The 15,372-nt window shown below is 52.0% G+C and carries 11 protein-coding genes and 1 tRNA gene; all 12 read left to right on the forward strand.

Annotation, left to right across the window (positions count from 1 at the left end; all coding sequences use genetic code 11):
• Positions 1-128 precede the first annotated feature (128 nt).
• A tRNA-Trp gene (locus Q3O59_RS15770) sits at positions 129-205 on the forward strand.
• Positions 206-280: 75 nt separating this feature from the next.
• Positions 281-655, forward strand: coding sequence for a preprotein translocase subunit SecE (secE, locus tag Q3O59_RS15775; RefSeq protein ID WP_305946489.1), 375 nt, complete (start codon positions 281-283; stop codon positions 653-655).
• 2 nt (positions 656-657) lie between these two features.
• Positions 658-1,197, forward strand: a complete 540-nt coding sequence (gene nusG / locus Q3O59_RS15780) for a transcription termination/antitermination protein NusG (protein ID WP_228614801.1) — start codon at positions 658-660, stop codon at positions 1,195-1,197.
• A gap of 121 nt (positions 1,198-1,318) precedes the next feature.
• On the forward strand, positions 1,319-1,747 hold the full coding sequence (rplK, locus tag Q3O59_RS15785; RefSeq protein WP_305946490.1) for a 50S ribosomal protein L11: 429 nt from the start codon (positions 1,319-1,321) through the stop codon (positions 1,745-1,747).
• Positions 1,748-1,750: 3 nt separating this feature from the next.
• Positions 1,751-2,452 carry a 50S ribosomal protein L1 gene (rplA, locus tag Q3O59_RS15790; RefSeq protein WP_305946491.1) on the forward strand — a complete coding sequence of 234 codons (702 nt, stop codon included), beginning with the start codon at positions 1,751-1,753 and terminating at the stop codon, positions 2,450-2,452.
• Between the two features lie 285 nt (positions 2,453-2,737).
• Positions 2,738-3,232, forward strand: a complete 495-nt coding sequence (gene rplJ / locus Q3O59_RS15795; RefSeq protein ID WP_305946492.1) for a 50S ribosomal protein L10 — start codon at positions 2,738-2,740, stop codon at positions 3,230-3,232.
• Between the two features lie 63 nt (positions 3,233-3,295).
• On the forward strand, positions 3,296-3,664 hold the full coding sequence (gene rplL, locus Q3O59_RS15800; RefSeq protein ID WP_305946493.1) for a 50S ribosomal protein L7/L12: 369 nt from the start codon (positions 3,296-3,298) through the stop codon (positions 3,662-3,664).
• 175 nt (positions 3,665-3,839) lie between these two features.
• A complete protein-coding gene (rpoB, locus tag Q3O59_RS15805) occupies positions 3,840-7,865 on the forward strand; it encodes a DNA-directed RNA polymerase subunit beta (protein WP_305946494.1) in 4,026 nt (1,341 codons plus the stop codon).
• Positions 7,866-7,937: 72 nt separating this feature from the next.
• On the forward strand, positions 7,938-12,116 hold the full coding sequence (rpoC, locus tag Q3O59_RS15810) for a DNA-directed RNA polymerase subunit beta' (RefSeq protein ID WP_305946495.1): 4,179 nt from the start codon (positions 7,938-7,940) through the stop codon (positions 12,114-12,116).
• 144 nt (positions 12,117-12,260) lie between these two features.
• Positions 12,261-12,635: a 30S ribosomal protein S12 gene (gene rpsL, locus Q3O59_RS15815; protein ID WP_091345529.1), complete on the forward strand. Its 375-nt coding sequence runs from the start codon at positions 12,261-12,263 to the stop codon at positions 12,633-12,635.
• Between the two features lie 79 nt (positions 12,636-12,714).
• Positions 12,715-13,185 (forward strand): 30S ribosomal protein S7, encoded by a 471-nt coding sequence (gene rpsG, locus Q3O59_RS15820; protein ID WP_305946496.1) that lies wholly within the window; start codon positions 12,715-12,717, stop codon positions 13,183-13,185.
• 28 nt (positions 13,186-13,213) lie between these two features.
• Entirely contained in the window at positions 13,214-15,316 is a 2,103-nt protein-coding gene (gene fusA, locus Q3O59_RS15825) for an elongation factor G (RefSeq protein WP_305946497.1), read from the forward strand.
• Positions 15,317-15,372 lie beyond the last annotated feature (56 nt).

The raw sequence follows: 15,372 nt of genomic DNA on the forward strand, positions 1-15,372 counted from the left end.
CGGGGCCTTTTTCAGTCTGAGACGGAAAAAGCTTTGAATGCCGTTGGTTGGGCTTGCCTTCACCTATGAAGGCAGTATAATGAGCGGCTATTTTGAGTACTGCTAAAAGCAGTGAACCGTTTTATTGTAGGGGCATAGTTCCAATTGGTAGAACAGCGGTCTCCAAAACCGACGGTTGGGGGTTCGAATCCCTCTGCCCCTGCCAACCTTTTCACAGCAGTATCAATGCTGTGTTGAAGAAGATCTGTATCGGTGAAGCCGAGCTGAGGTGAAAGTAAGCATGAGTGCAACGAGTGAAACCCCTAAGAGCAGTCTGGACTCCGTCAAATGGCTGGTCGTCTTTGTTCTGCTGTCACTGATCGTGGTCGGCAACTATATTTTTGAGTTTGGTACCTTAGAGCGTGCCATTGCCATCGTGGTGTTGGTTGCCGGTGCTGGCTTGGTGGCGGCTCAAACCACCAAAGGTAAAACCTTCGTTGCTTTTGCCAAAGACTCGCGGACCGAAGTACGTAAAGTGGTCTGGCCAACCCGGCAGGAAACCACCCAAACCACCATGATCGTTATGGTCGCCACCTTAATTGTTGGTTTGATTCTCTGGGGGCTGGATGCCATCCTGCTGCGCGTTGTTTCATTCTTTACCGGGGTAGGAGTTTAATCATGGCAGGTAAAATGCGCTGGTACGTGGTGCAGGCTTTTTCAGGCTTCGAGCAAAAAGTAGCTACCTCATTACGTGAGCACATCAAAATGCACCAGATGGAAGATAAGTTTGGTGATGTGCTGGTTCCGACCGAGGAAGTGGTGGAAATGCGTGCTGGTCAAAAACGCAAATCCGAGCGCAAGTTTTTCCCAGGCTATGTGCTGGTGCAAATGGAAATGTGCGAAGAAAGCTGGCACCTGGTGAAAAGCGTGCCGCGGGTACTTGGCTTTATCGGTGGTACCTCGGATCGTCCGGCTCCTATTTCTGAAAAAGAAGCCAACATCATACTGAACCGTCTGGAAGACAACGCCGACAAACCTAAGCCGAAAACGCTGTTCGAAGCGGGCGAGGTGGTGCGTGTCACCGAAGGTCCTTTCGCCGACTTCAACGGTGTGGTCGAAGAGGTCGATTACGAGAAGAGCCGGGTCAAGGTCTCTGTACTCATTTTCGGACGCTCCACGCCTGTCGATCTGGAATTTGGTCAGGTCGAAAAAGCCTAAATTTTATTCATTGATTCCGGCCGCTGATTGTTTTAAGATCTGCGGCCTTTTTAACCAAGGGGAGCCGTTTGAGTAAATGTCCTCGCATTTACAAGGCTAAGACCCGAAACAGAGGTGTACTATGGCAAAGAAAGTCACTGCATTAATTAAATTGCAGGTTAAAGCCGGTATGGCAAACCCGTCACCGCCAGTTGGTCCAGCATTGGGTCAACACGGTGTCAACATCATGGAATTCTGTAAAGGCTTTAACGCCAAAACAGATAGCATGGAAAAAGGCATGCCTATCCCTGTCGTGATCACTGTGTACAGCGATCGTTCTTTCACCTTCGATACCAAAACGCCACCAGCATCTTTCTTGTTGCTGAAAGCAGCGGGTCTGAAGAGCGGTTCTGGTCAACCGAATACCAAGAAAGTTGGTAAGGTGACTCAGGCGCAAATCGACGACATCGTTAAATTGAAAGAGCCGGATCTGACTGCTGCAGATCACGACGCTGCCGTGCGTACCATCGCTGGTACTGCTCGTTCAATGGGCCTGGTAGTGGAGGGGTAAGACATGGCTAAATTATCTAAGCGCGCAAAACTGATCCGTGAAAAAGTAGACGCTACCCGCGAGTACGATTTCCAGGAAGCAGTGACCCTGCTGAAAGAGCTGGCGACTGCCAAGTTCGTAGAAAGCATCGATGTGGCGGTAAATCTGGGTATTGATGCCCGTAAATCCGACCAAAACGTTCGTGGTGCGACTGTACTGCCTCATGGTACTGGCCGTGATGTTCGTGTTGCTGTATTCACCCAGGGTGCCAATGCCGAAGCTGCCAAAGCTGCCGGTGCGGACATCGTTGGGATGGAAGAGCTGGCCGAGCAGGTCAAAAAAGGCGAAATGAACTTTGACGTGGTGATTGCTTCTCCAGACGCGATGCGTGTGGTGGGTGCTCTGGGTCAAATTTTAGGCCCACGTGGTCTGATGCCAAACCCGAAAACTGGTACTGTGACGCCAAACGTTGCTGAAGCTGTGCAAAATGCCAAGGCAGGTCAGGTGCGTTACCGTAACGACAAAAACGGCATCATCCACACCACCATCGGTAAAGTGGATTTTGACGCAGACAAATTGAAAGAAAACCTGGAAGCCCTGTTGGTCGCACTGAAGCGTGCTAAGCCTTCGGTTGCCAAAGGTGTTTTCATCAAGAAAGTTACGATTTCTTCGACTATGGGTGCAGGCATTGCTCTGAACCAGGCTTCTCTGGCATCTCAGGTCTAAGCGTCGAAGCGACTGTGCTTTACAGAGTGCTGAGGTTTGAGATATAATCTCGCGCTCGTTTTTTAGGGTAGAAGCTGCTATTTTGCTTGCAAAGCAGCAGCTTCCGTCCGAGACCGTAGGTGCAACAGCTTGCTGTTGCTTAATGATTCGCCTACGCAGACGGTGTTAGCCCCAGAATTGTATTTAAACTCTTCTGGCTCTCACCGTAAATCGCGCACCGGCATTGTGCCGGTGATGTGTTGGAAAGCCAGACAGTTGTCTGGATGAACCAGGAGTTAAGAGCCAATGGCGATTAAGCTTGATGACAAAAAAGCAATTGTTGCTGAAGTCCAGCAAGCCGCAACTGGTGCTCTTTCTGCCGTAGTCGCTGACGCTCGTGGTGTCACTGTCGATAAAATCACTAGCCTGCGTAAGCAAGCTCGTGCTAATGGTGTCTGGATGCGCGTTGTGCGTAATACCCTGGCCCGTCGTGCAGTACAAGGCACCGATTTTGAGTGTCTGAGCGATACTTTTGTCGGCCCAACGCTGATCGCTTTCTCTTCCGAGCACCCAGGTGCCGCGGCTCGTCTTTTTAAAGACTTTGCCAAAGAAGAAAAGTTGTTCGAGCTAAAAGGTGCCGCCTTCAACGGTGAAACCGTCAGTATCGATGTGTTAGCTACGCTACCTACGTACGAGGAAGCTTTGGCACGTCTGATGAGCACGATGAAAGAAGCAGCAGCTGGCAAATTGGTACGTACCATTGCCGCGGTTCGCGAGCAAAAAGAGCAGCAGGCAGCGTAATTTACGTTGTGTGCAATTAAGAGTTTAATGTAGGCTAAATGCCGTTTATTGTAGGAATTTGTCATGTCTGTAACTAAAGACCAAATTCTAGACGCTATCGCTGAAATGTCTGTCATGGACGTAGTAGAGCTGGTTAGCGCTATGGAAGAAAAGTTCGGTGTATCTGCAGCTGCTGCAGTGGCTGTTGCCGCTGGTGGCGACGCTGGTGCTGCTGAAGAGCAAACCGAGTTCAATGTTGTTCTGGCTGGTGTTGGTGCGAACAAAGTTGCTGTTATCAAAGCAGTACGTGGCGCAACAGGCCTGGGCCTGAAAGAAGCGAAAGACCTGGTTGAGAGCGCTCCAGCTCCAATCAAGGAAGGCGTTTCTAAAGACGAAGCCGAAGCGCTCAAGAAAGACCTTGAAGCCGCTGGTGCGTCTGTTGAAGTTAAGTAATTCGGGTCAGACCCGTATTACTGCCTGTTAATCAGGCCGGGCTGGTGATGAATTAATCACCGGCCTTTTTGCGCTGTGGGACTTTGATTTCCCCACCCCTGATGGCAACCTGCTATTGCCATAAAAACCGCCCGCAAGGGTAGTTGGGAAAAAAATCAGCAAGCTGAGGAACCCCATGACTTACTCTTATTCTGAGAAGAAACGTATCCGTAAGGACTTCGGCAAACGTCCAGAAGTATTGGATGTGCCATACCTGTTGTCGATTCAAATTGAGTCGTTCAACAAATTTATCGAGCCTGATCCAGAAGGTGATTATGGCCTGGAAGCGGCATTTCGCTCTGTTTTTCCCATCAAAAGCTACTCTGGCAGCGCGGAATTGCAGTACGTCAGCTACCGCATCGGGGAACCTGTTTTTGATGTCAAAGAATGCCAAATCCGTGGCGTAACTTACTCGGCGCCATTGCGGGTGAAATTGCGGATGGTGTTGTTTGACAAAGAAGCGCCAGGCACCATCAAAGACATCCGCGAGCAGGAAGTCTACATGGGGGAAATCCCGCTGATGACCGAAAACGGTACCTTTGTCATTAATGGTACTGAGCGGGTTATCGTTTCTCAGCTGCACCGTAGCCCGGGTGTGTTCTTTGATCATGACCGTGGCAAAACGCATTCTTCCGGCAAGGTATTGTACAACGCCCGGGTGATCCCATACCGTGGCTCCTGGCTGGACTTCGAATTCGACGCCAAAGACAACCTCTTTGTCCGGATTGACCGACGTCGTAAATTACCAGCAACCATTTTGCTGCGTGCGCTCGACTTCGAGACAGAAACCATTTTAAGCACTTTCTTTGAGAACACCCGTTTTGATATTCAGGACGGCAAGTTCATGATGGAAGTGGTACCAAGCCGCCTGCGCGGTGAAACTGCGGCCTTTGACATCGTCGATAACGACGGTGAAGTGATCGTAGAGCAAGGTCGTCGTATTACCGCCCGTCACGTCCGTCAGCTGGAAAAAACCGGCCTGACCATGATGGAAGTACCGGCTGAATACCTGATTGGTCGTGTTCTGGCGAAGAACTATGTGGATGAAAGCTCAGGTGAAATCATCGCCGAGGCCAATGCCGAGCTGAACCTGGAGCTGTTGAGCAAGCTGTCTCAAGCCGGCTATACCAGCTTTGAAACCTTGTACATCAATGACCTGGATCAGGGCCCGTACATTTCGGAAACCCTGCGGATTGATCCAAGCTCCAACCGGATCGAGGCCTTGGTCGAAATTTACCGCATGATGCGTCCTGGTGAACCACCAACGCGTGATGCCGCTGAAACACTGTTTGATAACCTGTTCTTCTCTGAAGATCGTTACGATCTGTCCACCGTCGGCCGGATGAAGTTCAACCGTCGTGTTGGCTTTGATGAAAACACCGGTGAAGGTGTACTGACCAAAGACGATATCCTTGCGGTGATGAAAGTCCTGATCGATATTCGTAACGGTAAAGGCGATGTCGATGACATCGATCACCTGGGGAACCGTCGTATTCGCTCTGTTGGCGAAATGGCCGAGAACCAGTTCCGTGTTGGTCTGGTGCGGGTTGAGCGCGCGGTAAAAGAGCGTCTGTCCTTGGGCGATCTGGATGCTGTGATGCCACAAGACTTGATCAACGCCAAGCCAATTTCTGCTGCGGTGAAAGAGTTCTTCGGCTCCAGCCAGCTGTCGCAGTTTATGGATCAGAACAACCCGTTGTCGGAAGTCACCCACAAGCGTCGTATTTCTGCGCTTGGTCCGGGCGGTCTGACCCGTGAGCGTGCCGGCTTTGAAGTCCGTGACGTTCACCCAACCCACTACGGCCGGGTTTGCCCTATCGAAACGCCGGAAGGTCCGAACATCGGTCTGATCAACTCCTTGTCGATGTTTGCCCAGACCAACGAGTACGGTTTCCTGGAAACCCCGTACCGCCGGATTGAAAACGGTGTGGTCACCGACGAAGTCGATTTCCTGTCGGCGATTGAAGAAGGCAACTTCGTCATTGCTCAGGCTAACGCCGAGCTGAGCGACGACAACCGTCTGGTCGAAGAGCTGGTCCCTTGCCGTCACAAAAACGAATTTACCCTGATGCCTGCTGATCAGGTGCAGTACATGGACGTCGCGCCACAGCAAATCGTCTCTGTGGCTGCGGCCCTGATCCCGTTCCTGGAGCACGACGATGCCAACCGGGCATTGATGGGCTCGAACATGCAACGTCAGGCCGTGCCTACCTTACGTGCTGATAAGCCGTTGGTTGGTACTGGTGTCGAGCGCGTGGTTGCCAAAGACTCCGGTGTTACTGTGGTGGCTAAGCGTGGCGGTACCATCGATTACGTTGATGCCAGCCGTATCGTGGTGAAGGTGCATGAAGATGAAATGGTGGCCGGTGAAGCCGGTATCGACATCTACAACCTGACCAAGTACACCCGTTCCAACCAGAACACCTGTATCAACCAGCGTCCTTGCGTCAGCCAGGGCGAGCCGGTTGAGCGTGGCGATGTACTGGCCGATGGCCCGTCCACCGATTTGGGTGAATTGGCACTGGGTCAAAACCTGCGCGTGGCATTCATGCCGTGGAATGGTTACAACTTTGAAGACTCGATCTTGTTGTCCGAGCGTTTGGTAGAAGAAGACCGTCTGACCACCATCCACATTCAGGAACTGAGCTGTATCGCGCGTGATACCAAGCTTGGGCCGGAAGAAATCACCGCTGATATCCCGAATGTTGGTGAGTCTGCGCTGTCCAAGCTGGATGAAGCCGGCATCGTTTACATCGGTGCTGAAGTGAAGAGTGGCGATATTCTGGTTGGTAAGGTGACACCAAAAGGCGAAAGCCAGCTGACCCCGGAAGAAAAACTGCTGCGTGCTATCTTCGGTGAAAAAGCTTCCGATGTGAAAGACACTTCTTTGCGGGTGCCAAACTCGGTCAATGGTACTGTCATTGACGTGCAGGTCTTTACCCGCGATGGCGTGGAAAAAGATCAACGTGCCCGTGAAATCGAAGACATGGAAATCCGTCAGGCCAAAAAGGATCTGAACGAAGAATTCCGTATTCTGGAACAGGGTATCTTTGACCGTGCCCGTAACCTGCTGGAATCAGCCGGTGTTGACCGCGCCAAGCTGGATGGTTTGAAAGGCGATGCGCTGTTCAATCAGAGCATCAGCGACGACCAGAAGCAAAGCGACCTGGAGCAACTGGCGGCCCAGTACGAAGAAATTCGTGCCGAGTACGACAAGAAGTTCGAAGTCAAACGCCGCAAAATCAGTCAGGGCGATGATTTGGCCCCTGGCGTGCTGAAAATCGTTAAAGTTTACCTGGCGGTGAAGCGTCGTATTCAGCCGGGTGACAAGATGGCAGGCCGTCACGGTAACAAGGGTGTTATCTCAACCATCGTTCCGGTCGAAGACATGCCATACGATGAACAAGGCCGTCCGGTCGACATCGTGTTGAACCCATTGGGTGTACCATCGCGGATGAACATTGGTCAGATCCTGGAAACCCACCTGGGTCTGGCGGCACGTGGCATCGGTGAGAAAATCGATACCATGCTGCAAGAGCAGCGTGAAATTGGCGAGCTGCGTGAATTCCTGCAACGGGCGTACAGCCTGGGCGAATCGCGTCAGCAGGTCGATATTACTACCTTCAGTGATGACGAAGTGCTGCGTTTGGCTGGCAATCTGCGTAAAGGTCTGCCGATTGCAACCCCAGTGTTCGATGGTGCCAAAGAGTCTGAAATCAAAGAGCTGTTGGAACTGGCTGACTTGCCGTCCAGCGGTCAGATCAACCTGTACGATGGCCGTACCGGCAATGCCTTTGAACGTAAAGTCACCGTCGGTTACATGTACATGCTGAAACTGAACCACCTGGTTGATGACAAGATGCATGCCCGTTCAACCGGCTCCTACAGCCTGGTGACCCAGCAGCCGCTGGGTGGTAAGGCGCAGTTCGGTGGTCAGCGCTTCGGTGAGATGGAAGTCTGGGCGCTGGAAGCTTACGGTGCCGCTTACACCCTGCAGGAAATGCTGACGGTGAAATCGGATGACGTCAATGGCCGTACCAAGATGTATAAGAACATCGTGGATGGCGACCACCGGATGGAGCCTGGCATGCCAGAGTCGTTCAACGTACTGATGAAAGAAATCCGTTCGCTCGGGATCAATATCGAATTGGAAGAGGAATAAACCCCGCGTTCCATGGCGTGATGGAGCCTGCAGGCAGGCTCCATCGGTTTACCCTCTTACAGGAGAGCTAAGGTGAAAGACTTATTAAAGTTTCTGAAACAACAAACGAAGACCGAAGAGTTTGATGTCATCAAGATCGGTTTATCCTCACCGGATATGATCCGTTCATGGTCCTTCGGCGAAGTGAAAAAGCCGGAAACCATCAACTACCGGACTTTTAAGCCTGAGCGTGACGGCTTGTTCTGTGCCCGTATTTTCGGGCCGGTAAAAGATTACGAGTGTCTGTGTGGCAAATACAAGCGCTTAAAGCATCGTGGTGTGATCTGTGAAAAGTGTGGCGTCGAAGTCACTCTGACCAAAGTGCGCCGTGAGCGCATGGGCCACATTGAGCTGGCCAGCCCGGTTGCCCACATTTGGTTCTTAAAGTCCCTGCCAAGCCGGATTGGCTTGCTGCTGGACATGACCCTGCGCGATATCGAGCGGGTGTTGTATTTCGAATCCTACGTGGTCACCGAGCCGGGCATGACCTCTTTGGAGCGTCGTCAGATGCTGACCGAAGAAGAGTACCTGGATGTGCTGGAAGAGCACGGCGACGAGTTCGAAGCCAAGATGGGTGCAGAAGCCATTCTGGACTTGCTGCGTGATCAGGACCTGGCTAACGAAATCAAGCTGATGCGTGAAGAGTTGCCAACCATCAACTCAGAAACCAAGCGCAAGAAAATCAGCAAGCGTTTAAAGCTGATGGAAGCCTTCCACACTTCTGGCAACAAGCCGGAGTGGATGATCATGACGGTACTGCCAGTACTGCCACCGGATCTGCGTCCTTTGGTACCGCTGGATGGTGGCCGTTTCGCAACGTCCGATCTGAACGATCTGTACCGCCGCGTCATCAACCGGAACAACCGTCTGAAGCGTCTGTTGGACTTGTCTGCGCCGGATATTATTGTCCGCAATGAAAAACGCATGCTGCAAGAGTCGGTCGATGCGCTGCTGGACAACGGTCGTCGCGGCCGTGCCATCACTGGCACCAACAAACGTCCGCTGAAATCTTTGGCCGACATGATCAAAGGAAAGCAGGGTCGTTTCCGTCAGAACCTGCTGGGTAAGCGGGTCGACTACTCCGGTCGTTCGGTCATTACCGTAGGTCCTACCTTGCGTCTGCATCAGTGTGGTCTGCCGAAGAAGATGGCCCTTGAGCTGTTCAAGCCATTCATCTATGGCAAGCTGGAAGGTCGTGGCCTGGCCACCACCATCAAAGCGGCTAAGAAGATGGTCGAGCGCGAAGAAGGCGCCGTCTGGGACGTACTGGACGAAGTGATTCGTGAACATCCGGTGCTGTTAAACCGTGCACCAACATTGCACCGCTTGGGTATCCAGGCTTTTGAGCCAGTGTTGATTGAAGGTAAAGCCATTCAATTGCACCCGCTGGTGTGTGCGGCGTACAACGCCGACTTCGACGGTGACCAAATGGCCGTGCACGTGCCGCTGACGCTGGAAGCTCAACTGGAAGCGCGTGCGCTGATGATGTCGACCAACAACGTGTTATCACCTGCCAACGGCGAGCCTATCATCGTGCCTTCACAGGACGTTGTATTGGGTTTGTACTACATGACACGGGATGCCATTAACGCCAAAGGCGAGGGCATGCTGTTCAAAAGCCCGAAAGAAGCCGAAAAAGCCTATCGCGGCGGCCATGCTTCGTTGCATGCCAAGGTGAAAGTGCGGATCACTGAAATCGTTTCTGACGAAGAAGGCAATCGCACCAGCAATACGGCTGTGCATGACACCACAGTGGGCCGTGCCATTTTGTATTCCATTCTGCCAGAAGGTCTGGAGTTTGCTGCAGTCAATCAGGCGATGGGCAAAAAGCAAATTTCACGTTTGCTCAACGGTGCTTACCGTAAGATTGGTCTGAAGGACACTGTTATCCTGGCCGACCAAATCATGTACACCGGCTTCCATTATGCGATGTTGTCTGGCGTCTCTGTTGGTATCGACGACATGGTCATCCCAGATGCGAAAAAAGACATCATCGAAGCGGCTGAAGCTGAAGTGGCTGAGATCCAGGACCAGTTCCAGCAAGGTCTGGTCACCGGTGGTGAAAAGTACAACAAAGTCATCGACATTTGGTCAACCGCCAACGAAGGCCTGTCCAAAGCGATGATGGACAACTTGTCGAAAGAAAAAGTGATTGACCGCGACGGCAACGAAACCGAGCAGCAATCCTTTAACTCAGTCTACATGATGGCCGACTCTGGCGCCCGGGGTTCACCGGCTCAGATCCGCCAGCTGTCTGCGATGCGGGGCCTGATGGCCAAGCCGGATGGCTCCATCATCGAGACGCCGATTACTGCAAACTTCCGTGAAGGCTTGAACGTACTGCAGTACTTCATCTCTACGCACGGTGCCCGTAAAGGTTTGGCCGATACCGCACTGAAAACTGCGAACTCCGGTTACCTGACTCGTCGTTTGGTCGACGTGGCGCAGGATCTGGTAGTCACCGAAGACGACTGTGGCACCAAAGAAGGCATTTGGATGAAGCCGCTGATCGAAGGTGGTGACGTGGTCGAAGGCTTGCGTGAGCGGGTATTGGGCCGGGTTGTGCTGGGCGATGTGCTGATCCCGAACACCGAGGACGTGCTGATTGAAAATGGCACCATGCTTGACGAGCAGCTCTGTGATTTGTTGGAAAAGCACTCGATTGACGAAGTCTATGTTCGCTCGGTAATCACCTGTGACACCGATTTCGGTGTCTGCGCCAAGTGCTACGGCCGAGATCTGGCGCGTGGTCATTTGATCAACCAGGGTGAAGCGGTTGGTGTTATTGCTGCTCAGTCCATTGGTGAGCCGGGTACCCAGCTGACGATGCGTACTTTCCACATCGGTGGTGCGGCATCGCGGGCCTCTGCAGAAAGCAGTGTTCAGGTGAAAACCGCCGGTACCTTGAAGCTGCACAATGCCAAGTTTGTCCGCAACGTTGACGACAAAATCGTCATTACTTCCCGCTCGGCTGAAGTCACCATTTTCGACGAGTTGGGTCGTGAGAAAGAGCGCTACAAGCTGCCATACGGCTCGGTGATGCAGGTTGATGACAACAGCAAAACCGAAGCAGGGCAAATCGTAGCAACCTGGGATCCGCACTCCCACCCAATCATTGTTGAGCGTAGTGCTAAAGTAAGCTTCAGTGACGTTGATGACACCAATACGGAAATTCAACAGGACGAGCTGACCGGTCTGACCCGTACCGTGGTCAAAGACCTGACCAAAGCCAACGCCAAAGAGCCGAAGCTGATTCTGGCGACCGACGATGGTGGCTTGCAGGAAATTCGTCTGCCAAGTTTCACCACCATTGAAATTCGTGATGGTGCGACCGCTCAGCCAGGTGATGTGTTGGCGCGCATTCCACAGGAAAGCTCGAAAACGCGCGATATCACCGGTGGTCTGCCTCGGGTTGCTGACTTGTTTGAAGCCCGGAAGCCGAAAGATCCAGCCATTTTGGCGGAAATCTCCGGTGTTATCAGCTTCGGTAAGGAAACCAAAGGCAAACGCCGTCTGATCATCACACCTGAGCAGGGCGATGCGCACGAAGAAATGATTCCGAAATGGCGTCAGATCAACGTGTTCGAAGGTGAGCGGATCGAAAAAGGTGAAGTCATCTCTGAAGGTCCGGAATCACCGCACGATATTCTGCGTCTGCGTGGTATTCACCATGTGGCCAGCTACATCGTCAACGAGGTGCAAGAGGTTTATCGTCTGCAAGGCGTTAAGATCAACGACAAGCACATTGAAAACATCATCCGTCAGATGCTGCGTAAATGTGTGATTGCCAACCCGGGTGACAGTGAGTTCCTTGAAGGTGAGCAGGTCGAATTGGCGCGGGTGAATATTGCCAATCGCATGCTGGAAGCGGAAGGTAAGATCCCGGCACAGTACGAGCGTGTGCTGCTGGGTATCACCAAGGCTTCTTTGTCGACCGATTCGTTTATTTCAGCCGCTTCCTTCCAGGAAACGACCCGGGTACTGACCGAAGCTGCCGTGGGTGGCAAGATCGATCAGCTGCGCGGCCTGAAAGAAAACGTTATTGTCGGACGTCTGATCCCGGCCGGTACTGGTTTTGCGTATCACCAGAACCGCCTGCGTCAGCGTCAGAAGGCTGTGGCCGAAACGACAGAGCCGTCCATGAGTGCAGAAGTGGCCGAACAGGCCCTGACCGATGCACTGAATATGGATATGTCAGGTAACGAGGATTAAGTTGTTGTGAATTCTGCTGTCCAAGTGGCAGCAGAATGCAGGATAACTTGACAGCTCAAAGCTTGACCATTAGAATTCCGCGACCCCATTTTTGGGGTGCGGATTTTTCACGTTTATTGGGTATCAATTAACCAGGAGTATTTAATGGCAACAATTAACCAGCTCGTGCGCAAGCCACGGCAGGAAAAACTTGCGAAAAGCAACGTTCCTGCTTTGGAAGCTTGTCCACAAAAGCGTGGTGTTTGTACCCGTGTTTATACCACTACACCTAAAAAGCCGAACTCAGCTATGCGTAAAGTGTGCCGTGTTCGTCTGACCAATGGCTTCGAAGTAAGCTCGTACATTGGTGGTGAAGGTCACAACCTGCAGGAGCACAGCGTGGTCCTGATCCGTGGTGGCCGGGTCAAAGACTTACCAGGTGTGCGTTACCACACCGTACGCGGCACTTTAGACTGTGCTGGCGTTAAAGATCGTAAACAAGGCCGTTCTAAATACGGCGCCAAGCGGCCCAAATCTTAACGGAACTCCGTTAGTAAGGCCAAACTAAACGACTTTTTAATTAAAGTTTTGGAATCACCTGAAGCAATCGGAGTTTCGAATGCCAAGAAGACGCGTTATAGGTCAACGTAAAATCCTTCCAGATCCTAAGTTCGGAAGTGAGTTACTGGCTAAGTTTGTCAATGTCGTGATGGTCGACGGTAAAAAGTCCATCGCCGAATCAATTGTATACGGCGCATTAGAAATCGCAGCTGAGAAGTCGAAGAAAGAACACATCGACTTGTTCGAAGTTGCCCTGGATAACATTCGTCCAACGGTCGAAGTCAAATCACGCCGGGTAGGTGGTTCAACTTACCAGGTTCCATGTGAAGTTCGTCCGGTTCGTCGGAATGCCTTAGCAATGCGCTGGTTGGTTGAAGCGGCCCGTAAACGTGGTGAAAAATCGATGTCCCAGCGTCTGGCTGGTGAAATGCTGGATGCCATTGAGAACAAAGGTTCTGCGGTTAAGAAGCGTGAAGACGTCCACCGTATGGCTGAAGCAAACAAAGCGTTTGCTCACTTCCGCTGGTAAGCAGATCTTAATTTAACAGGAGTGTATTGTGGCACGTAAAACCCCAATAGAACGCTACCGTAACATTGGTATCTGTGCACACGTGGACGCGGGTAAAACCACGACCACAGAGCGTGTATTATTCTACACCGGCTTGTCGCACAAGATCGGTGAGGTGCATGATGGCGCTGCTACCATGGACTGGATGGAGCAGGAGCAGGAGCGTGGTATTACCATTACCTCTGCAGCAACTACTACCTTCTGGCGTGGTATGGAAGCACAGTTCGAAGAGCACCGTGTGAACATCATCGATACCCCGGGACACGTTGACTTCACCATCGAAGTAGAACGTTCACTGCGGGTACTGGATGGTGCCGTGGTTGTATTGTGTGGCTCTTCAGGCGTGCAGCCTCAGACCGAGACTGTATGGCGTCAGGCCAACAAGTACGAAGTACCGCGGATGATCTTCGTCAACAAGATGGACCGTACCGGTGCCAACTTCCTGCGCGTTGTAGAGCAGGCCCGTACCCGTCTGAACAGCACCATTGTTCCTATCCAGCTGCCTATCGGCGCGGAAGACGACTTCAAAGGTGTGGTTGATCTGATCAAAATGAAATCCATCAACTGGAATGAAGCCGATCAGGGCATGACCTTCACCTACGAAGACATCCCGGCTGACATGGTTGCTGAGTGCGAAGAGTGGCGTCAGAACATGGTGGAAGCTGCAGCTGAAGCCAACGAAGAGCTGATGGAGCGCTATCTGGAAGGTGACGAGTTCACCGAAGAAGAAATCCGTGCTGCGTTGCGTGAATTGACTCTGCGCAACGAAGTGGTGCTGGTGCAGTGTGGTTCTGCCTTTAAAAACAAAGGCGTTCAGGCCATGCTGGACAACGTGATTTACTTCCTGCCATCGCCAACCGAAGTAAAATCCATCCGTGGTATTTTACCGGACGAAAGCGAAGGTGTGCGTAAGTCTGACGACAAAGAGCCTTTTGCCGCTTTGGCATTCAAAATTGCCACCGACCCATTCGTAGGTACTCTGACCTTCTTCCGTGTTTACTCCGGTGTGGTTGAGTCCGGTTCCGGCGTTTACAACTCGGTCAAGCAAAAGAAAGAGCGGATTGGTCGTATCGTGCAAATGCACGCCAACAGCCGTGAAGAAATCAAAGAAGTTTTGGCTGGCGACATCGCTGCGGCCATCGGTCTGAAAGATACCACCACTGGGGATACCCTGTGTGATATCGACAACCCGATCATCCTTGAGCGGATGGAGTTCCCTGAGCCGGTTATCTCGGTTGCGGTAGAACCAAAAACCAAGGCTGACCAGGAAAAAATGGGTATCGCGCTTAGCAAGTTGGCGGCCGAAGATCCATCCTTCCGGGTGCACACCGACGAAGAGACAGGCCAGACCATCATCTCTGGTATGGGTGAATTGCACCTGGACATCATCGTCGACCGTATGCGTCGTGAGTTCAAAGTAGAAGCCAACGTGGGTAAGCCACAGGTTTCTTACCGCGAGACGATTCGTGGCAAAACCGAAGTCGAAGGCAAGTTTGTTCGTCAGTCCGGTGGTCGCGGTCAGTTTGGTCACTGTTGGTTGCGCATCGAACCTCAGGAAGAGGGCGCTGGTTATACCTTCGTCAACGAAGTTGTGGGTGGTGTGATTCCAAAAGAATACATCCCAGCGGTCGACAAGGGTGTTCAGGAGCAGATGAAGAACGGCATCCTGGCAGGTTATCCGGTTATCGATGTCAAGGTCACCGTTTATGACGGTTCTTACCACGATGTTGACTCCAATGAAATGGCGTTTAAAATTGCTGCTTCCATGGGCTTCAAAAAAGGTGCTTTGCAGGCGTCGCCTGTTATCCTTGAGCCAATCATGAAAGTAGAAGTGGTCACGCCAGAAGAGTTCATGGGTGATCTGGTTGGCGATTTAAACCGTCGCCGCGGCATGATCAATGGCATGGAAGATGCGCCTGGTGGCATGAAAATTATCGATGCCAACGTACCGCTGTCTGAAATGTTTGGTTACGCTACGCATATGCGCTCTCTGTCACAGGGCCGTGCTTCGTATTCAATGGAACCATTGAACTACGCTGAAGCACCGAACAACGTGAAAGAAGCAATTATTGCAGCACGTAAAGCTGATTAACGATTAAATCAGGCCCGGTACACCGGGCCCTCAATTTGACTAAGAAGGGTTTATAC

The sequence above is a fragment of the Alkalimonas delamerensis genome (genome assembly GCF_030717955.1).
Lineage (GTDB): Bacteria > Pseudomonadota > Gammaproteobacteria > Enterobacterales > Alteromonadaceae > Alkalimonas > Alkalimonas delamerensis.

Coding starts and splice junctions, on each gene's coding strand:
- nusG (WP_228614801.1), top strand. CDS start 658: ATGGCAGGTAAAATGCGCTGGTACGTGGTGCAGGCTTTTTCAGGCTTC.
- rpsL (WP_091345529.1), top strand. CDS start 12,261: ATGGCAACAATTAACCAGCTCGTGCGCAAGCCACGGCAGGAAAAACTT.
- rpoB (WP_305946494.1), top strand. CDS start 3,840: ATGACTTACTCTTATTCTGAGAAGAAACGTATCCGTAAGGACTTCGGC.
- rpsG (WP_305946496.1), top strand. CDS start 12,715: ATGCCAAGAAGACGCGTTATAGGTCAACGTAAAATCCTTCCAGATCCT.
- secE (WP_305946489.1), top strand. CDS start 281: ATGAGTGCAACGAGTGAAACCCCTAAGAGCAGTCTGGACTCCGTCAAA.
- rplK (WP_305946490.1), top strand. CDS start 1,319: ATGGCAAAGAAAGTCACTGCATTAATTAAATTGCAGGTTAAAGCCGGT.
- rplJ (WP_305946492.1), top strand. CDS start 2,738: ATGGCGATTAAGCTTGATGACAAAAAAGCAATTGTTGCTGAAGTCCAG.
- rplA (WP_305946491.1), top strand. CDS start 1,751: ATGGCTAAATTATCTAAGCGCGCAAAACTGATCCGTGAAAAAGTAGAC.
- rplL (WP_305946493.1), top strand. CDS start 3,296: ATGTCTGTAACTAAAGACCAAATTCTAGACGCTATCGCTGAAATGTCT.